The following is a 16,121-nucleotide window of genomic DNA, read 5'->3' as shown; positions in this document are numbered from 1 at the left end:
ACTCAGAGCAGTATCGTCCCGTCGGAATCCAGTGAAAAGACCGGCCGGAAAGACGGGCGCGCAGGAGCAGCTATTCAGCGGTTTCGGACGGCCCTGCGGGTATTTCGCCGTCGGAGCCGGCGGGCTCCCGTGCCGCCGGCGGGGCATCCGTGAACTTCAGGCCCACCACGCAGCCGATGATTCCGGCGAGGAAAAGGATCTTCAGCAGTTCCGGCTGCTCGCCGCCGGACACCATGGCGTACACGACCGTAAGCACTGCGCCCAGCCCGGTCCACACGGCGTAGGCCGTGGAGATGGGAATGGAGTTCATGGCGTAGGAGAGACCGACCATGGAGGCAATGCCGGCGGCGAGAAAGATCAGCGACGGCGCCAGCAGGGTGAACCCCGCGGAGGCGTCCAGTGCTGTGGCCCAGACGGCTTCCAGCACGGCACTGAGGAGCAGGATGATCCACGGCATGGTCAGGCCACCAACTTCAGGCCGACAACGCAGCCCACGATGCCCAGCAACAGCAGGACCTTCAGCACCGTGGCTCTTTCGCCGCCGAAAAGCATGGCGTAGGCGGCGGTGAGGACGGCGCCGATTCCCACCCATACGGCGTAGGCGGTTCCTACCGGGATGGACTGCATGGCGAAGGCGAGGCCGGCCATGCTCAAAATGATGCCGGCGCCGAAGATGACCGTTGGCCAGCGCCGGCGGAAGTTCTCCGACTTACCCAGCGCCGTCGCCCAGACGGCCTCCAACATGCCGGAGAGAACAAGAATGACCCATGCCATGACAGATTCCTTTGGCCAGTCTTGTCGCTGTCCGGGTACTGATCCGTCGTCCGGAGACCGGCATCCGGTCTTGGCCTCCCACGGTAGCAAATCCGGAGCGGCCCGGCACCCGGCACATGGCACCCGCCAAACGTCCGGCTGATGGTGTTTCGAAAACTGAGCATTTCGGAAATTGAGCATAATGGGCCCATGACCATTATCAAGATCAACGCAATCACTGTCCCCGCCGATTCCGGCGACGAGCTCGCCCACCGGTTCGCGGCGCGGGCCGGCGCCGTCGACGGGCAGGACGGCTTCGAGGGGTTCGAACTGCTGCAGCCCACCGATGAACGGACCACCTGGCTGGTCGTCACGCGCTGGCGTGACGAGAAGTCGTTCCAGGACTGGGTGTCGTCCAAGAACTTTGCGCACGGACACGGTGCAGCAGCAGCCGGTGACGGTGACTCGGCGGGGACCCGGCCCAAGCCCGTTGGTTTGAGTGCTGACCTGTGGAGCTACCGGACGGCCGGAGGCAGCACCGGAACCGCGGAGTGAGCGCTTCCTCTTGAGGAATACCCGCCCGGCGGGACACTCTGGTGGCGACGGGGCGGGAGCAGACGGAGGATTCTCATGAAGATTGAGCACGCCGCCGCTGCGGGCGGTATCGCTCATTTTCTGATCCGCGGATGAGGATGGTGACCACATCGGTAACGGTGGTGATGTTCTTGACCGTGCGGGCACCGATGAGGCGCATGTAGCGCTGCAGGAGATAGGTAGTTCAGCCCCGCTCATCTGCTCGGAACTCTTCGCGGGAAATACGGTCCCCGGAAAGCGACCGCGGATGTCATCCACAGGCGACAGAAGTGACGCCCCTCGCCCGATGTCCGGATCAGGACGGTTTCATAGCGTCGAAGTATGAAAGAGGTCCCCGAAAACAACATCGCTGACAGCACCGCCCGGCGTGAAGTGGTAGCTCGCCGCGGGGCTGGGCGCCGTCGCGCTGCTCCGGCCCCTGGTCCGGATGACGGGCCTTGAGAACCAGATTCCGTCGGGCCTCTGGCTGCTGACGGCGCTGATCAGCCTGGCCTGGATCGGCGTCGTCGGTCTGGGCCGGGTTCCCCGGCCGGTGCTGACCCTGACGCTGGCCGGTCTCGCCTACGGCCTGCACATCATTTCGTTCAGCGCCGTGGTGTCGACGGTTCTGACCGGGACTGTGCAGGGGCCGCTGGCGATGCCGATCGCCGTCGTCCCAATCCTCATCATGAACGGCCTGTGGGGATTGCTGGCCGCGGCCGTTCGGCGCCTGCTGAGGGGGAGGACGAGATGACACGCAGTGCAGCCCTTCTTCCAACCCGTCGGCAGGTCCTGGCCGGAGCAGCGGCGTTCTACTGCTCACGGCCTGTGACGGTATGTTCCGGGGCACTCAACCGGAGACCGTGCAGTTCACGGCACCGCTGGCCATCCCGCCCCTGGCGGCGCCCGGCCTGGGGGAGGACGGCCCCCGCAGCTTCAACCTGCCCTCGAGGGAGGGGTCCACCCGGGGAAAGCACCAACCTGCCCGGAACCCGCGTATCCCTAGCGGCCAAGAGGTTTAGGGCCGCTTCCTCTCAGGAAACCGGGCAGGTGGCTTATGGGGCTTAGACGTTCAGGTTCACGCGCCAGCGGGTCTTCTGGGCCTGATAGAGCGGAATCTCCTTGCGGGGCTTGATGGTCAGTTTCTTCCCGAGCCAGAACAAGGGGCGGCCCTTGGGCTGCTTGGTGATCGCGCGGTAGAGCAGCTGCACCCAGACGCCCAGAAAAATGTCCAGGACATATCCCATCAGCGGGAAGATGCAAAGCGCCACGCGGGCCACGGTGCGGGTCAGGGTGCGGCGGCCTGGCACCGGCTGCGCTGCGCCTGCTGCGTGGCCCTGTGCCACTGCTGCGGCGATAGCTGCGGGGTCCACATAGGGCTGGGCGGGATAGCCCTGCTGCGGCGGGTAGGGGGCCTGCTGCTTCTTGCTCATGGTTGCTTGTCCTTCCTGTGTAGTGGGGGCGTAGTTGGTGGGGGGGTATTTCAGCTGCGAAACGCCGTAGTCTGCCTCTGCCTCGGTGTAGTCATAGTCATACATGTCCATGAGTTCTTCACGGATTTTCGCCGGGGACCACGCCAGATCGTCCAGCATCTGCTGGGCCTTCTCCGCAGCGGCGCGGTGGCCTGCCGGGACCTTCTGGGCCTGCTCAGTAGGCTTAGGCCTGGCGGTCACGGTCACGGTGGGGCCTGGTTCAGGCGTGCAGTCGGTCGGTGCGGGCATGCATGCCGTCAAACCAGTCAGGGCCTAGCACTGCCGCCGCGATGTACTTGGTGTTGCGCGTCAAGGTAGCTTTCCTTCCTTGCTGCCGGACTAGTCCAGTTTACCGTCCAGCCATTCGTCCACGTTGTAGTCAATCAGTGCGTCTGCAAGGGCGTCAGCGTCCCGTTCCTCGGCGGCCAGTACCTCGGTAATCACGATCTGCAGAGCGCAATCAGGGCAGACGGGGACCATCAATCTCAGCCGGCGTGACGGAGACGTGGGGGCCCGGGCGCCTGTTCGGCATCACCCCGCTGGACCGCCATAACACCAACTGGTTCGCCTGCATCCGCTCGGAGAACCCTGTGGACTACCGCGAGCTGTTCGACATGCCGCGTTTGCCCTCCTACGTCTTCGGAAGGACGGCGCTGCTGGGGGGATGCCGCCCACGGCATGGCGCCAAACCTGGGGCGGGGTGCCTGTGAGGCGCTGCTCGACGCGATAGCGCTGGTGGGAGCCTTGGCGGAGGCGTCCGACGTCGTTTCCGCCCTGCATGCCTACGAACCCGGTCGCCGCCCCCGGGGAGGATGGTGCGCGCGGCACGGTTTCTGACCGGGCCAGCACGGCCAAACGCTTCACCGCAGCCCGCGACCTCGCGGTGTCCGCCGCCGCACGGTTCAGCTAACTGCTGCTCCTAACGGCGGCCCTAACGGCGGCTGCCGCCCCGAAGTGCGGCGGCCGCACCGGTTACCCGGGTGCGGATCCGGTAAAGGCTGGTTGAAGCCGTCAGGTAGAGGGTGCGTCCGTCGTCGCCGCCGAAACAGAGGTTGCTGACGGTTTCCGGCACCGGGATCCGCAGGATCTGGACCCCGTCCGGGGAATAAACGCGCACCGCATCCTGCGAAGAGGTCCAGATATTTCCGTGGACGTCCACACGGAAGCCGTCCGGCACGCCGGGATCCACCTCGGCAAAAATCCTTCCGTTCCGGGCGAAGCGGCCCGCCACGACGTCATAGGCGTGAATGGCGTGGCCGTGCAGGCGCTCGCCGCCGTCCATGGCCGGTGTGCCGCGCGAGGTGTCCGAGACGTACAGGACTGATTCGTCGGGAGAAAACGCCAAGCCGTTGGGGACCTCCACGTCAACGACTGCCGGCGTCAGCTCGCCGCTGGACGGATCGAAGCGGAAGACATAGCGGTCACCGTATTCCTCGCGGCCCAGGTGGCCCTCGCTCTCCTTTTGGATTCCGTAGGACGGATCGGTGAACCAGATGGTGCCGTCGGACTTCACCACCACGTCATTGGGTGAATTCAGCCGCCGGCCGTTGTACGAGTCCACCAGGGTGCTCACGGCGGGGACGGCGTCGTCCGCGGTGCCGGTGTCCCGCTCAATCGCCCGCCGGCCGTGCGAGCACTGGACGACGGCGCCGTCGAGGTCCAGGGCGCGGCCGTTGGGAAACTCGGCGTCGGAGGCATAGACCTCCAAAACGCCGGTGGCTTCCCGGTACTCCAGGATCCGGTTTCCCGGTATGTCACTGAAACGCACGGCCGACCGGGCCGGAATCCAGACCGGCCCCTCGGCCCAGGCGGCGCCGGCGGCCACCCTTTCCAGCGTGGCATCATCAGCGAGCAGAGTTCCCGGCGTCATCGTCATGCGTAGTCCTAACGGTGGAAGTGGGCGTAAGAAGAGGAGAAGCTTCGCCCCAGCTTAGACGCTGCCGGGCGCGCCATTCCTTCGCGTTCTGCGCACCGATCCACCGGTCCGGATCTGTCCGTCGCGGGGGATAGGGTGGTGTTTGTTCACGACCTTCGTGCCCCAGCCTTTAGGAGAAATCAACAGTGAGTGCACTTCTGACGTCCCTCGTTTCCAGCGCAGGCCTTATCGGCGGTTACAAGACCGCCCGGGACACCGGCAACCGCCAGCTGGGCGGAGCGGTACTGGCTGCCGCTGGCGCAGCAGCCTTCACCATGTGGAAGCGCGACGCCGGAACCGGCACGGCTGTGGCCCTGACAGCCGGCTACGTGGCTGCCTTCGGGTTGTCCCACCCGCTGGCCAAGAAGCTCGGTGCCTGGCCGGCCGTCTACACCGTCACCGCCGTTACCGCCGCGGCCGCCCTCATTTTCGGACGCCGCCGCTAGGAAACGCCGTGGGTCCGGGCGTCCACGGCGGCGGGGTACCGGCCTGCCGCCGCGGGCCGGTCCGTCAGCTTTCGTCCCCGCCGGCGCTGATGTTGACCATCCAGTTCACGCCGAACCTGTCAGTGCACATGCCAAAGCTGTCGCCCCACGGGGCCACTTCCAGCGGTTCAGTGATGCTGCCGCCCTCGATCAGCCGCTCCCAATAGCCGTTCAGTTCGGACTCGTTGTCCCCGTTGAGCGAAAGCGTGAAGCTGCTGTTGTCGCCCAGCGGCATGCTGCTGGGAACGTCAGCGGCCATGAGGACCATCCCGCTGGGCGTCCGCAACGCCGAGTGCATGATCTTGTCCCGATCGGCCGGATCCTCGGCGGCGTCGAACTCGGCAAATGTGCTGGTGTTGAGCTCACCGCCGAAGATCGACTGGTAGAACTCCATGGCTGGTTTAGCGCTGTCCCGGAAGGACAGGTACGGGTTCAGTTCGCTGTTCATGGCTGCTCCTGGGATGGCCGGGAAATGATGGGGGATGGCCGGGAAATGATGGAACCAAATTATCCACCCCTTGGCGGAGCGGAAAAAGAGTGGCCGGCGGCCCGGCCCGCGTCGGCAAGCCGGACTACGACGTCGGCCCGGCGGGCGTGGCGCCGGATGATGCGCGCGTTGGCTTCGTCGCTGCCCAACGCCCACTTGCGGGCCTCCGCCCGTGACTTGCCGAACCGTGCGTGGCGGCGAATCAGGCGCTCCCGGCGGACGGCGGCGTCCGCTGCCAGATACCAAACCTCATCCATTGCCGCCCGGGCGCGCGGCCAGGAACTGTTGGGCAGCAGCAGATAGTTGCCCTCCGTGACCACCAGCGGAACGGTGTGCGGAATGGAAATTGCAGACCCGATCGATTCCTCCAGGTCACGCCGAAAATCAGGGGCAAAAATTACCGGTTCGTCCGCCAGCTGGAAGCGCAGACGCTGCAGCAGCGCCGCGTAACCGCCGTCGTCGAACGTGTCCGGCGCTCCTTTGCGCCCGTGGCGGCCCAGGTCCCGCAGGATGCTGTTGGCCAGATGAAACCCGTCCATCGGCACCAAGACGGCGATGTCCGGTCCCAGCGCCTTCACGAGTTGCGCGGCAACGGTGGATTTGCCGGCTCCGGGCGCCCCCGTGATGCCCAGGATCCGGCGGGTGCCGCCGACCGCCAACGTCCGTGCCCGGCTGATCAGTTCGGCGGCGGTGGTCAGCTCCGGCGGGGCGGTGCCGACAGTGTTGGTGCCGGCAGCGTTTCCGGGATCCTCGGCGGGCCGTGAGATGTCCATTGGGACATTGTCCTGCAGATTGGTCCGCAGCAGCAGATGCCTCGGCCGGAGCGGGAATCATCGCGGCGCGGTGCGCGTTATTCTGTGTGGACGCCGGGAACGGCGGCCTTGTAAATGAACGGCCTTGGCAACTGAATACGGGGATGATCGGTTTCGACGGTGTTTGCCGCGACAGGGGAAGCGGGCCGAGGATGCAGAGTTATCTCGTAAACGCTCTCTGCAAAAAAATAAGTGCCAAACCTATGCGCACTGACTTCGCCCTTGCTGCCTAAGCAGTAAGGCACAGTCCGTCAGCCCGGAGTTGCTCTCGCTCCGGATCCTGGCGTCATTTAGAGGGCCACTGCTGAACATGCCCGCCGTTGGCGTGTTCGGGACTCCTTAACGGCTGGGCCCGGATCAGCCGCACGTCTGTACGACGGCTGGGGCCAAGAAAATCCGACGCAGACTGCGCCCGGAGAAGCCCTTTCAACACAACATCGGACGGGGGTTCGATTCCCCCCATCTCCACGACCGGCACCTGCCGGAATTCGAAGGCCTGCCCGTACCCGGGCGGGCCTTCGGCGTTCTGCGCAGCCCTGGGGTTCGTGCCGGAGCGCTCGCCGGACGGACTCCGGCCTACTGGAACTCCAGCGGAATCACTGTTCCCTGGTGGTAGCGCAGCCGGAGCGCAGGGGCCGACGTGTCCCACACCGACGCGTGCCGGCTCTGGCGGGTGCCCGCGCGCAGCCGGTAGGTGACAAGAACGAGGTCCGGAGCGAGGTCCGCGAAGGCCCATTCATCCGCTTCCGGCGTTGGACGCCTGTCTTCGCGGCTCAGGGCTCTAATGACTTCCCCGCGGGTCCACCTGCGCCCGGAACGCCCAACTTCCACAAACTCCGGATGCAGCAGTTCTCCCACCCGCTCTGCATTGCTCCGCGTCGTCGAGGCGAGAAGTTCCAATTCGGCGGTTTTAATCTTGGAGTGCACGCTCATGCTTTCAGTGTGCCCGATCCTGCCGCTGATCTCTTACGCTGGATTCCAATCAGCCCAAACCGGACAGGGGAGGTCAACCATGGCAGGCCGCGGACGGATGCTGCTCAAGGCGGCAGGTACGGGGACAGTGGCGGGGCTGGCAGGCGTGGCGGTGATGACGGCCGGCGAAAAGGTGGAGCAGCTGGTCACGTCCCGGCCCAATTCGTATGTGCCGGCCCGCACGCTGCTGACACTGCTGGGCCAAAAGCCCGACGACGGCGCCCGCCCGCCTGTGTGGAATCACGCCATGCACTGGGGCACCGGCGCGGTGCTTGGTGCGCTGCGGGGTGTCTGGTCAGTCACCGGCATCCGCGGACCGGTGGCCAACAGCACCCACACCGTGGTGCGGCTGGCCACGGATCAGACCTTGGAAAATGCCACGGGCGTCGGCGCTCCTCCGGCCTCCTGGCCGACAGATGAAACCGTGGTGGATGTCGTGCATAAAACGGTGTATTCGTGGGTGACCGGATCTTTGTGCGATGCCTGGATACCACCGCTGCTGGAATCCAGGCGGGGAACCGCCAGCCGCTGACCCCGGTTATCCCGTATTCCCGCAAGCAGGGCGGCGCGGCGTTTTAGATGCATAGCCGCAGGCTACCGGGCCTGTGCAAGGGCCGGCGCCGCCCGTTAGCGCTGCATCCTTTCGCAACCAGGTCCGGCTCCCTAGGCTGGTTGTGGGGGTTAACTCCGAGCGATCAAAGGACCTGAGATGTCACAGCCAGGGAGCAGCTCGAATCCCCTGAGGATGGGAGTCTTTTCACTTTCTCCCGCATTGGCAGCGGGAGAGAAAAAGGGATTCTTCAGGGACAACGACGTGCACGTGGTGTACGAACAGGTGCAGTCCTCGGACCAGCAGTTTCGGGACTTCGCCGCGGGACACTACGAGGTCCTGCAGACCGCCTGGGACAACGTGGTCAATTACCGCTGCAACGCCTCCAACGACTACGGCAGCCCGCTGTACGTTATGGCCGATTTTGCCCTGGACCTGGGCATGGAACTGACAGCGGTCAGTCCGCCGGAGATTACGTCGCTGGAGGCCGTGCACGGCGGCGAGGTGGCGGTGGATGCCAGGGACAGCGGTTATGCGTACGTCATGTACTCGATCCTGGACAAGGCCGGCCTCCGTCGGGACTCCGACTACACGGTGGTCAGCCAGGGCGGGGTGGCCGAACGCTACCGGCGCATGACTGACGGCTACGCCTCGGCCACGCTGCTGAGCGACGGCCTCGAGGTGCTCGCACGGGAACAGGGGATGAACCAGCTCGCCGATGAGTCAGCACTCGGCATGCCCTATCTGGGTTCCGTGGCCGCTTGGAACGGGGACTGGTACTCCGCACACCGGGACGTCGCCGTGCGCTTCCGCGAAAGCTACGAGGCGGCACTGGCCTGGGTGCTGGATCCGGCCCATCGGAACGACGCCGTGGACGTGGTGGCCGATGTGCGCGGACTGTCGAAGCCCGACGCGCGTCTGGTGCTGGACGCCGAACTGGGCCCCTGGGGTATTGCCCGGGACACCACCATCACAGATGAAGGGGCCCGCGCCGTGATCGGCCTGCGCCAGCAGTTCGACGGGTTCGACGACGAAACGGCCGTGAACCCTTACGGCGACCTGGCCCCGTTCTTCGTTTCCGGCGGCCCGGACGCCTCCTAGCCCTGCACCCGTCCGGCACCGGCGGCGGGCAGCACCGTGAAGACAGCCGGTGCGGTGTAGCCGGCCGCGGTGAACGCGGCCGTTACCGCGGCGGTGACGGCGTCGGCGTCGTCGCTGTTGACCAGCGCGATGGCCGAGCCGCCGAAGCCGCCGCCGGTCATCCTGGCGCCCAGCGCACCGGCGCTGAGTGCGGTGTCCACGGCCAGGTCCAGCTCCGGACAGGAAATCTCAAAGTCGTCCCGCATGGACGCATGGCTCTCGTTGAGGAGGGCGCCGAGCCCGGCGGGGCCTTGCCCGCGCAGGACGTCGACGGCGGCCAGGACGCGGTCGTTCTCCGTCACTATGTGCCGGACGCGGCGGAAGGTCTCCTCATCCAAAATGCCCGCGGCAGCCGTGAGGTCAGCGAGGGAGAGGTCGCGCAGTGCGGCGACGCCCATGGCCTCGGCGCCGCGCTCGCAGGAGGTCCGCCGGGCGGCGTATCCGCCGGTGGAATGCTCGTGACTGACCCTGGTGTCGATCACCAGCAGGGTGAGGCCGTTGCCGGCCAGATCCAGCGGCACCAGCTGCGCTTCCCGGGTCCGGCAGTCCAGGAAAACCGCGTGCCCTTCCTCGCCGAGCAGGGACGCGGACTGGTCCATGATGCCGGTGGGTGCGCCGACCATCAGGTTCTCGGCGCGCTGGCCCAGCGCGGCAAGCTCCGGTCCGGTCAGCCCGGCGTCGGAGAGCTCGTTGGCCATGACGGCCACGGCGCACTCCAGGGCCGCCGAGGAGGAGAGCCCGGCACCGACCGGCACATCCGAATCCAGATACAGGTCGACGCCGGGAACCCGGGCGCCGTGGTCCTCGAACGCCCACAGCACGCCCAGCGGGTAGGCCGCCCAGCCCTGGATGCTGCCCGCCTGCAGGTCGTCCAGGCTCGCGCTGACAGTGCTTCCGCCGTTGAACGCCGAATGCACCTGCGTGGTGCGGTCCCGGCGCGGTGCCGCCGCCACCGACGTCGAGCGGTTAATGGCGAAAGGCAGCACAAACCCGTCGTTGTAGTCGGTGTGCTCACCGATCAGGTTGACCCGTCCGGGGGCGGACCAGACGCCCGCCGGCTCCCGACCGAAACGGTTGGTGAAAGCGGTAACCAATTCCGGGGCGGAAAGCGTCATGCCAGGGCCTTTCCGGCGGCCTGCGCCGTGCCGGCGCAAGCGGGAGCGGCGGCACGCAGGTTCGCGGCCACCTGCTCGGGGATGGTGTCGTTGATGAAAGCTCCCATGGCCGCCTCGGAGCCGGCCAGGAACTTGAGTTTGTCCTCGGCCCGGCGCGGCGAGGTGAGCTGCAGGTGCAGGCGGCTCGCCGCGCGGAACCGGGCGTCCAGCGGCGCCTGATGCCACGCCGCAATGTACGGGGTGGGCGTGGAATACAGCCCGTCGACCCGGGCCAGCAGGTCAAGGTAGACGGATGTCAGGTCATCCCGCTCGTCGTCGCGCAGATCGGCAAGGTCGGCAACCTGGCGGTGCGGCACCAAATGAACTTCCAGCGGCCACCGGGCGGCAAACGGCACAAAGGCACTGAAATGCCGGCCCTCGAGGATCATCCGGTCCCCGGAGCTCCGCTCCGCGTCCAACGCCGCACCCACCAGGGTCTGCCGGCCGCCCGAGGCTTCAAAAAAGGCGGCAGCCTGCTGCGCCATGACTGCCGAGCGCGGGGGAAGGAACGGATAGGCGTAAATCTGTCCGTGCGGATGCAGCAGGGTGACGCCGATATCCGCCCCGCGGTTCTCAAAGCAGAACACCTGCCGGATGCCCTGCATCGCTGACAGCGCCTCGGTGCGGTGGGCCCAGGCATCGACGACGGTGCGGGCACGCCCGGGGGACAGCGAACCGAAGGAGCCCTCGTGTGCCGAATCGAAGGCCACCACCTCGCAGCGTCCGTATGCCGGCGCCGTCGTGCCCCAGGACGGGTTGTCCGGCAGGACGCCCAGCTCCGGGCCGAAGGAGGGGAAACGGTTTTCGAAGACCACCACCTCGTAGTCTTCGGCTGGGATCTCCGAAGCGCGCGACGGCGAGGACGGGCACAGGGGGCACTGGTCGGCGGGCGGCAGGTGGGTGCGCGACTGGCGGTGCGCGGCGACGGCGATCCACTCTCCGGTGAGGGCGTCGTACCTGGCGGTTCCGTTGCCCGGCCGGGCCGGCAGTCCTCGGCGGTCCGCCGGGGCGGCTGCCCGCCGGCGGGCGGTGTCCTCCGCAGCATCAAAGTAGATGAGTTCCCGGCCGTCGGAGAGCCGCGTACTGGTGGAGACTGTCATGGATTCCTTCGTCTGCCGATCGCTCGGAAGTCACAGACTATCCCAAGGTGTTTGCGCTCATGCCCTGCGGACAACCTGGTAAGCCGGCTTACAATTTAAGAATTCCCTCCAGCAAAAGGAGCAGAACGATGTCCACTCCGAATGACCGTCCCGCAACAGCGGCGCAGAATGAAGCCGATGTCCTTGAGCAGCAGGCTTCCGTTGTCCCGGAGGCACAGGAGGACACGGGGATTCAGGACCCGGTGCGCCCGCATGGAGATCCGCTGCGGCCTGACGGGTCCGAGGCCGACAGGTTGGAGCAGGACGCCGACGGCGGGGCAGCGAACAGCGATGAGGATGAGTATCCGCGCGAAAGGGAAGACGAAGAACGCAGCTAGCGGCGTCCCCTCGCGGCGTCCCCGCGGCGGGATGAACCCGTTAGGCCGCGCGGCTGGCGGCGGATGCAGCCGTTGAGCCGTGCGGGTGCACGCCCAGGGCCTGCCTGGTGTGCGCTTCCAGATCGGCGACGGCGGAGTCCGGCAGGTCGATGATTCCGCGCAGCGAGCCGCGCAGGCTGCGATAGGCGGCGTCGACCTCCGACGGTGTGGCTGCTCCGTCGAGGATGATGTTCAGGGCTTGCCGTGCAGTGGCGAGCTTGCTGCGCTCGGAGTCGCTGAGCTTCGACTGTCCGCAGCGCCGGGCGTACTTTTCAGCCGTGACGAAGGCTACCTCGAAGCGGTCCACGGCACGGCGGAGCTTCGAATTCTCAGCCCGGCCGCGGCCAAGGTCCAGGGCTTCAGCCTCAGCCGCCCGAATGCCCTGCATGGCGACGATGACCTCGCGGATGACGGAGTCGGAGTAGTCAGTCATCACCGGATAATCGATCATCAGCGAGACGTCGGTTTCGTAGCGTGACCACTTCACCAGCAGGTCGTCACGGCGTAGGTACAGCCGGCGCCAGGCCTCGGCCTGCGCCGCGGCATCATCGCGGCGGTTCCGGGCGGTCCGCGTGCGGCGCCTCTGCGCGCGGACTCCCAGGCCCAGCAGCACCGCGGCACCGATGAACAGCGGCGGCGTGATGAAGGCGGCGACGAACGACAGGATCGAGGGGTCGCCGTCGTCGCCGAAAACTGCCGTCTGAAGCAGTTGCAGGAATCCATAACCCAGGACAGCGGCCAGGCCAGCGGCCAAGGCCGTAAAAATCAGTGCTGCCACAGCGACTTTCTTCGCCAGTCTCTTCAGCATGCCGATAGCTTATCGAACGTCGGGCCTGCCGGCACAGGGGGCGGGCATTCGTCGTGCCAGCTCATTCCGGTGGCTCAGCGTAGATGGTGGGACGGCTGCAGTCCGTAGACCGGAGTGGGCAGGCCTTCCATCCGTGCTTTGAGCTGCAAGGCCAGGAAAATGGAGTAATGCCTGCTTTGGTGCAGGTTGCCGCCATGGATCCAGAGGTTCTCCACGTTGGTCGGCTTCCACATGTTGCGCAGCTCCCCTTCCCACGGGCCGGGATCCTTGATCGTGTCCGAGCCATAGCCCCAGCATCTTCCCACCCGGTCTGCGACCTCTGGGGAAATCAGGTCGGCCAGCCAGTTGTTCATGGAGCCGTATCCGGTGGCGTAAACAATCACGTCGGCGTCCAGCTCCGAACCGTCGTCCAGCACCACGCCGTTGCCGGTCAGCTTGGCCACCTGCCCGCGCTGGAGCTTAACCCGGCCGTCGATGAGCAGCTGAGAGGCACCGACGTCGATGTAGTAGCCGGACCCGCGCCGCAGGTACTTCAGGAACAGGCCTGAGCCGTCCTCGCCAAAATCCAGATCGAAGCCGGCATCGCGGAGCTGGTTGTAGTACTCGGCGTCGTGTTCGGCGATCTGTTGATAAATGGGAATCTGCGCTTCCGGCAGGATCCGATAGGGGAGGGATGCGAAGAGCATGTCCGCCTTTTCAGTGGTGACGCCGGCAGCCAGCGCGGCCTCGGAATAGAGGCCGCCAAGGGCGAATTCCATGAGCGAGTCGCTGCGCACCACATGGGTTGAGGACCGCTGGACCATGGTGACATCGGCGCCGTGTTCCCAAAGATCGGCCGCGATGTCGTGGGCGGAATTGTTGGAGCCGATAACCAGCGCCTTGCGGCCCGACTGGTCCCCGCCGCCCGGGTACTGCGAGGAATGGTACTGCTCGCCCAGAAAGGCCTTGGCGCCGTCGAACTCCGGGGTATTGGGATAACCGGAGACGCCGAGCGCAAAGACCAATTGCTGCGGCCGGAGCGTGATGTCCTCGCCGTGGCGCCGGACTTTCAGTTCCCATGTTCCGCTGTCGTCATCGAACCGTGCGTTCAGGCATTCGGTTCCGGACCAGTAGTCCAGTTCCATGATGGCGGTGTAATGCTCCAGCCAATCCCCAATCTTGTCCTTGGGCGCGAAAACCGGCCAGTCGTCGGGGAACTTCAGGTAGGGCAGGTGGTCATACCAGACCGGGTCATGCAGGGCGAGGGATTTGTAGCGGTTGCGCCAGGAGTCGCCGGCCCGGTCATTTCGTTCGATGACGATGGTGGGGACGTTCAGGCGCCGCAGCCTGGCGGCCAAACCGATTCCGCCCTGGCCGCCGCCGACAATAACGCAGTACGGCTGTTCCTCGCGGCCCAGCCTGGCGTTGTGCTCGGCCTTTTCCTCCAGCCATGACTGACGTCCGCGGCGAATGGTGTGTTCCACTCCCTTGGGGCGGCGGACGCCCGTCGGCTCCTCGTATCCCTTGAGCTCCTGCATGGTGGTGAGCAGGGTCCACGCTTTGCCGTCTCGCAGCCGCAGGTGGCCCCACCCGGTTGCCGCCCCGGTTTCGAAGGTGATCCAAGCTTCAGTCAGCTCCGGAGTTCCGGTTGCGGGTTCTGCCAGTTCCCAGGCGCCCGGATCAGTCTCCTCGAGAACGGCATTGAGCATGCCGGCGATCTGTTCGCGTCCTTCGAGTGTTTTCAGGTTCCAGGTGAAGGAGACGAAATCCCGCCAGAGGCCGTCTTCTGCGAAAAGTTCGGCCGCGGCCGCGGCGTTCCGGGTTTTCAGTGCGGCGTCGAGGTTCCTCAGCCAATTTTCGACTGACTGATCCAGCAGGGCCTGCGACGTTTCAGCCATATCCACTCCTATGTGGGTCCGGAAGCAACCATCACCGGCTGCGGAGCTCCAGTAAACACGGCCCGGCCCCGGCGCGGAAGGGCGGAGCGTCTGCTCCCAAAGCGCTGGCCGGCTCTGTTGCCTGATCATGCTGACCGGCGGGTTGCGGATCACCGACCGGAAGCTGGCGCTGCACCAGCACACGCCGTACTGAGCGGCTCGCCTGAGCGGATAAGCCGGCTGCGGCCCGGGAGAGGGAGAATCAGGCCCGAATGAACTCCGAGACGTACGCGGCCATTCCGGCCCCGATGACTTCAGGTGCCCGCTTGTTTCCGCGCACCTCGAATGAGTGGTTCCCGCCGTCGATCCACTCAACGCGGGCGTTCGGCCCGATCCGCTCGGCCACCGGTTCCAGTTCGCCGGGCAGCGCGAAGGTGTCCCTGGTGCCCTGCAGGAACAGCATCGGCAGCGTCAGCCCGTACAGATGTTCGTCGCGCATTTTCTCCGGCTTGCCCGGCGGATGCAGCGGGTAGCCCAGGAAGAGCAGTCCCGCCGTAGGCATTCCCTCCGTGGCGGCCATGGAGGCCATGCGCCCGCCGAAGGACTTTCCGCAGGACCAGAGCGGCAGGCCGGCGGTGCGTGAGGCCGCTGCCTCCATGGCAGCCCGCCAGGCTGCGATGGCGGCCGGCGGCCGGTCCGGAAACTTCCGGCCGGCCTCGCGGTAGGGGAAGTTGAAACGCAGGGTCGCGATGCCGCCGTCGTTCAGGGCATCGGTGAAACCGGTCAGGAACGGATGGTCCATGCCCGCTCCGGCTCCGTGCGCGACGACGACGGCGGCAGTTGCGTTGGCCGGTGCGGCGAAGGCGGCTGAGACCTCGGTGTCACCGGTGGGGATGGCGAACTGTTCGTGCTGGATGGGCATGTTCTTCAATTTACGCGGCTCGGAGCTTCCGTGCGGCCAGCCGCTGCACCGGCGCCTGCAGGAAGAGCAGCAGCAGCGCCCAGAGCCCGACTGCTGGAACCGCGACTGCGACCAGCAGGGCTGCCGCCAACAGTGCCGTTATCGTGGCCGCCGGAAGCACCGGAACCGGGTCGGCGTCAGGTGCGGTCAGGGCCGGTGTGCGGCGAATGATCAGCTGCTGGACCAGCGCGGAGGCGCTGGCGAGCACCATTGTCCCGATGTACAGGCCGTTGGTCAGCGAGCCGCCCCGGTCGCCGGTGTCCAGCAGTTGGGTGGGGAAGGGCAGGAACACCAGGCACAGCAGCCAGAGCAGATTCGCCCAGACCAGGCCCGGGGTGTAGCCGGAGACTCCCTCGTACATCTGGTGGTGGCCCAGCCAGAAACGGAAAATCACCACAAAACTCAGGACAAAGGCAAAGAGGCCATAGGCGTTGTCCCGCAGGAATGCCGCGGGGGACTGCGTGCCGATGTCCGCGGCATCGTCGACCAGCGGCAGGACCAGCAGAGTCATCGCGATGGCAATGACGGCATCGATGAAACTGATCAGCCGGGACTCTCCTGCACGGCCCGCTTCGGATTCCGCAGGCTTCTTGGCCATGGCCCACCGTCTTCCGCGCTGCCGGATTATCGGTGCGGCAATCCTAGCCGTGGCCGGGGACGGTGGAAA

General features: G+C 66.2%; 20 protein-coding genes, 1 other RNA gene and 1 riboswitch. Of the genes, 8 read left to right on the top strand and 13 right to left on the bottom strand.

What is annotated here, in order from left to right:
• Positions 1 to 70: 70 nt before the first annotated feature.
• The gene (locus QNO08_RS15985) at positions 71 to 457 is read right to left on the bottom strand and encodes a DMT family transporter (RefSeq protein WP_229966264.1); all 387 of its coding nucleotides are present in this window, start codon (positions 455 to 457) and stop codon (positions 71 to 73) included.
• A 2-nt stretch (positions 458 to 459) separates the two neighbouring features.
• Positions 460 to 774: a DMT family transporter gene (locus QNO08_RS15980; protein WP_229966263.1), complete on the bottom strand. Its 315-nt coding sequence runs from the start codon at positions 772 to 774 to the stop codon at positions 460 to 462.
• A 10-nt stretch (positions 775 to 784) separates the two neighbouring features.
• Positions 785 to 849: riboswitch (guanidine-III (ykkC-III) riboswitch) on the bottom strand.
• Between the two features lie 114 nt (positions 850 to 963).
• Here QNO08_RS15980 and QNO08_RS15975 point away from each other — a divergent pair.
• Both QNO08_RS15975 and QNO08_RS15970 read left to right on the top strand, forming a co-directional pair.
• Positions 964 to 1,308: an antibiotic biosynthesis monooxygenase family protein gene (locus tag QNO08_RS15975; RefSeq protein ID WP_229966262.1), complete on the top strand. Its 345-nt coding sequence runs from the start codon at positions 964 to 966 to the stop codon at positions 1,306 to 1,308.
• 466 nt (positions 1,309 to 1,774) lie between these two features.
• Entirely contained in the window at positions 1,775 to 2,080 is a 306-nt protein-coding gene (locus QNO08_RS15970) for a hypothetical protein (protein WP_229966261.1), read from the top strand.
• 310 nt (positions 2,081 to 2,390) lie between these two features.
• Here the strand turns inward: QNO08_RS15970 and QNO08_RS15965 are convergent, their stop codons facing one another.
• Entirely contained in the window at positions 2,391 to 3,005 is a 615-nt protein-coding gene (locus QNO08_RS15965; protein WP_284155614.1) for an Ltp family lipoprotein, read from the bottom strand.
• 342 nt (positions 3,006 to 3,347) lie between these two features.
• On the opposite strand from QNO08_RS15965, the gene QNO08_RS15960 reads away from it, so the two are divergent.
• Positions 3,348 to 3,635, top strand: coding sequence for an FAD-dependent monooxygenase (locus tag QNO08_RS15960; RefSeq protein WP_331461784.1), 288 nt, complete (start codon positions 3,348 to 3,350; stop codon positions 3,633 to 3,635).
• 94 nt (positions 3,636 to 3,729) lie between these two features.
• Here the strand turns inward: QNO08_RS15960 and QNO08_RS15955 are convergent, their stop codons facing one another.
• Complete coding sequence (locus tag QNO08_RS15955; RefSeq protein ID WP_331461780.1) at positions 3,730 to 4,674, bottom strand: SMP-30/gluconolactonase/LRE family protein; 945 nt, start codon at positions 4,672 to 4,674, stop codon at positions 3,730 to 3,732.
• 185 nt (positions 4,675 to 4,859) lie between these two features.
• On the opposite strand from QNO08_RS15955, the gene QNO08_RS15950 reads away from it, so the two are divergent.
• Positions 4,860 to 5,159 (top strand): hypothetical protein, encoded by a 300-nt coding sequence (locus QNO08_RS15950; RefSeq protein WP_229966259.1) that lies wholly within the window; start codon positions 4,860 to 4,862, stop codon positions 5,157 to 5,159.
• 64 nt (positions 5,160 to 5,223) lie between these two features.
• On the opposite strand, the gene QNO08_RS15945 is transcribed toward QNO08_RS15950, so the two are convergent.
• Both QNO08_RS15945 and QNO08_RS15940 read right to left on the bottom strand, forming a co-directional pair.
• On the bottom strand, positions 5,224 to 5,646 hold the full coding sequence (locus QNO08_RS15945) for a VOC family protein (RefSeq protein ID WP_229966258.1): 423 nt from the start codon (positions 5,644 to 5,646) through the stop codon (positions 5,224 to 5,226).
• Between the two features lie 59 nt (positions 5,647 to 5,705).
• The gene (locus QNO08_RS15940; protein WP_229966257.1) at positions 5,706 to 6,458 is read right to left on the bottom strand and encodes a nucleoside/nucleotide kinase family protein; all 753 of its coding nucleotides are present in this window, start codon (positions 6,456 to 6,458) and stop codon (positions 5,706 to 5,708) included.
• A 139-nt stretch (positions 6,459 to 6,597) separates the two neighbouring features.
• Here QNO08_RS15940 and ssrA point away from each other — a divergent pair.
• Positions 6,598 to 6,968: a transfer-messenger RNA gene (gene ssrA / locus QNO08_RS15935) on the top strand.
• A gap of 105 nt (positions 6,969 to 7,073) precedes the next feature.
• On the opposite strand, the gene QNO08_RS15930 is transcribed toward ssrA, so the two are convergent.
• Complete coding sequence (locus QNO08_RS15930) at positions 7,074 to 7,424, bottom strand: nuclear transport factor 2 family protein (RefSeq protein ID WP_284155613.1); 351 nt, start codon at positions 7,422 to 7,424, stop codon at positions 7,074 to 7,076.
• 85 nt (positions 7,425 to 7,509) lie between these two features.
• Here QNO08_RS15930 and QNO08_RS15925 point away from each other — a divergent pair, with 85 nt between their 5' ends.
• Positions 7,510 to 8,001 (top strand): hypothetical protein, encoded by a 492-nt coding sequence (locus QNO08_RS15925; RefSeq protein WP_229966255.1) that lies wholly within the window; start codon positions 7,510 to 7,512, stop codon positions 7,999 to 8,001.
• A gap of 177 nt (positions 8,002 to 8,178) precedes the next feature.
• Positions 8,179 to 9,120 carry an ABC transporter substrate-binding protein gene (locus QNO08_RS15920; RefSeq protein WP_229966254.1) on the top strand — a complete coding sequence of 314 codons (942 nt, stop codon included), beginning with the start codon at positions 8,179 to 8,181 and terminating at the stop codon, positions 9,118 to 9,120.
• On the opposite strand, the gene galK is transcribed toward QNO08_RS15920, so the two are convergent.
• Positions 9,117 to 10,274: a galactokinase gene (galK, locus tag QNO08_RS15915; RefSeq protein ID WP_229966253.1), complete on the bottom strand. Its 1,158-nt coding sequence runs from the start codon at positions 10,272 to 10,274 to the stop codon at positions 9,117 to 9,119. The two genes, QNO08_RS15920 and galK, sit on opposite strands and share 4 nt — an antisense overlap.
• Positions 10,271 to 11,413, bottom strand: coding sequence for a galactose-1-phosphate uridylyltransferase (galT, locus tag QNO08_RS15910; RefSeq protein WP_229966252.1), 1,143 nt, complete (start codon positions 11,411 to 11,413; stop codon positions 10,271 to 10,273). The genes galK and galT overlap by 4 nt, the downstream gene beginning before the upstream one ends.
• Positions 11,414 to 11,541: 128 nt before the next feature.
• On the opposite strand from galT, the gene QNO08_RS15905 reads away from it, so the two are divergent.
• Positions 11,542 to 11,790, top strand: coding sequence for a hypothetical protein (locus QNO08_RS15905; RefSeq protein ID WP_229966251.1), 249 nt, complete (start codon positions 11,542 to 11,544; stop codon positions 11,788 to 11,790).
• A gap of 40 nt (positions 11,791 to 11,830) precedes the next feature.
• Here QNO08_RS15905 and QNO08_RS15900 read toward each other — a convergent pair whose 3' ends face one another.
• The 4 genes from QNO08_RS15900 to QNO08_RS15885 all read right to left on the bottom strand — a co-directional run bounded on the left by QNO08_RS15900 (position 11,831) and on the right by QNO08_RS15885 (position 16,052).
• Positions 11,831 to 12,637, bottom strand: a complete 807-nt coding sequence (locus QNO08_RS15900; RefSeq protein ID WP_229966250.1) for a hypothetical protein — start codon at positions 12,635 to 12,637, stop codon at positions 11,831 to 11,833.
• Between the two features lie 74 nt (positions 12,638 to 12,711).
• Positions 12,712 to 14,514 (bottom strand): flavin-containing monooxygenase, encoded by a 1,803-nt coding sequence (locus QNO08_RS15895; protein ID WP_229966249.1) that lies wholly within the window; start codon positions 14,512 to 14,514, stop codon positions 12,712 to 12,714.
• Positions 14,515 to 14,755: 241 nt separating this feature from the next.
• On the bottom strand, positions 14,756 to 15,415 hold the full coding sequence (locus QNO08_RS15890) for an alpha/beta hydrolase family protein (RefSeq protein WP_229966248.1): 660 nt from the start codon (positions 15,413 to 15,415) through the stop codon (positions 14,756 to 14,758).
• A 10-nt stretch (positions 15,416 to 15,425) separates the two neighbouring features.
• Positions 15,426 to 16,052 carry a TMEM175 family protein gene (locus tag QNO08_RS15885; RefSeq protein ID WP_229966247.1) on the bottom strand — a complete coding sequence of 209 codons (627 nt, stop codon included), beginning with the start codon at positions 16,050 to 16,052 and terminating at the stop codon, positions 15,426 to 15,428.
• Positions 16,053 to 16,121 lie beyond the last annotated feature (69 nt).

The organism is Arthrobacter sp. zg-Y820 (genome assembly GCF_030142155.1).
In the GTDB taxonomy this organism is placed as follows: Bacteria; Actinomycetota; Actinomycetes; order Actinomycetales; family Micrococcaceae; genus Arthrobacter_B.
This window is presented reverse-complemented; position numbering and strand designations above follow the sequence as displayed.

Bases quoted from the DNA above. Each gene is read 5' to 3' on its own strand.
- QNO08_RS15985 (WP_229966264.1), bottom strand. From the start codon at position 457: ATGCCGTGGATCATCCTGCTCCTCAGTGCCGTGCTGGAAGCCGTCTGG.
- QNO08_RS15980 (WP_229966263.1), bottom strand. From the start codon at position 774: ATGGCATGGGTCATTCTTGTTCTCTCCGGCATGTTGGAGGCCGTCTGG.
- QNO08_RS15975 (WP_229966262.1), top strand. From the start codon at position 964: ATGACCATTATCAAGATCAACGCAATCACTGTCCCCGCCGATTCCGGC.
- QNO08_RS15970 (WP_229966261.1), top strand. From the start codon at position 1,775: ATGACGGGCCTTGAGAACCAGATTCCGTCGGGCCTCTGGCTGCTGACG.
- QNO08_RS15955 (WP_331461780.1), bottom strand. From the start codon at position 4,674: ATGACGATGACGCCGGGAACTCTGCTCGCTGATGATGCCACGCTGGAA.
- QNO08_RS15945 (WP_229966258.1), bottom strand. From the start codon at position 5,646: ATGAACAGCGAACTGAACCCGTACCTGTCCTTCCGGGACAGCGCTAAA.
- QNO08_RS15940 (WP_229966257.1), bottom strand. From the start codon at position 6,458: ATGGACATCTCACGGCCCGCCGAGGATCCCGGAAACGCTGCCGGCACC.
- QNO08_RS15925 (WP_229966255.1), top strand. From the start codon at position 7,510: ATGGCAGGCCGCGGACGGATGCTGCTCAAGGCGGCAGGTACGGGGACA.
- QNO08_RS15920 (WP_229966254.1), top strand. From the start codon at position 8,179: ATGTCACAGCCAGGGAGCAGCTCGAATCCCCTGAGGATGGGAGTCTTT.
- galK (WP_229966253.1), bottom strand. From the start codon at position 10,274: ATGACGCTTTCCGCCCCGGAATTGGTTACCGCTTTCACCAACCGTTTC.
- galT (WP_229966252.1), bottom strand. From the start codon at position 11,413: ATGACAGTCTCCACCAGTACGCGGCTCTCCGACGGCCGGGAACTCATC.
- QNO08_RS15905 (WP_229966251.1), top strand. From the start codon at position 11,542: ATGTCCACTCCGAATGACCGTCCCGCAACAGCGGCGCAGAATGAAGCC.
- QNO08_RS15900 (WP_229966250.1), bottom strand. From the start codon at position 12,637: ATGCTGAAGAGACTGGCGAAGAAAGTCGCTGTGGCAGCACTGATTTTT.
- QNO08_RS15895 (WP_229966249.1), bottom strand. From the start codon at position 14,514: ATGGCTGAAACGTCGCAGGCCCTGCTGGATCAGTCAGTCGAAAATTGG.
- QNO08_RS15890 (WP_229966248.1), bottom strand. From the start codon at position 15,415: ATGCCCATCCAGCACGAACAGTTCGCCATCCCCACCGGTGACACCGAG.
- QNO08_RS15885 (WP_229966247.1), bottom strand. From the start codon at position 16,052: ATGGCCAAGAAGCCTGCGGAATCCGAAGCGGGCCGTGCAGGAGAGTCC.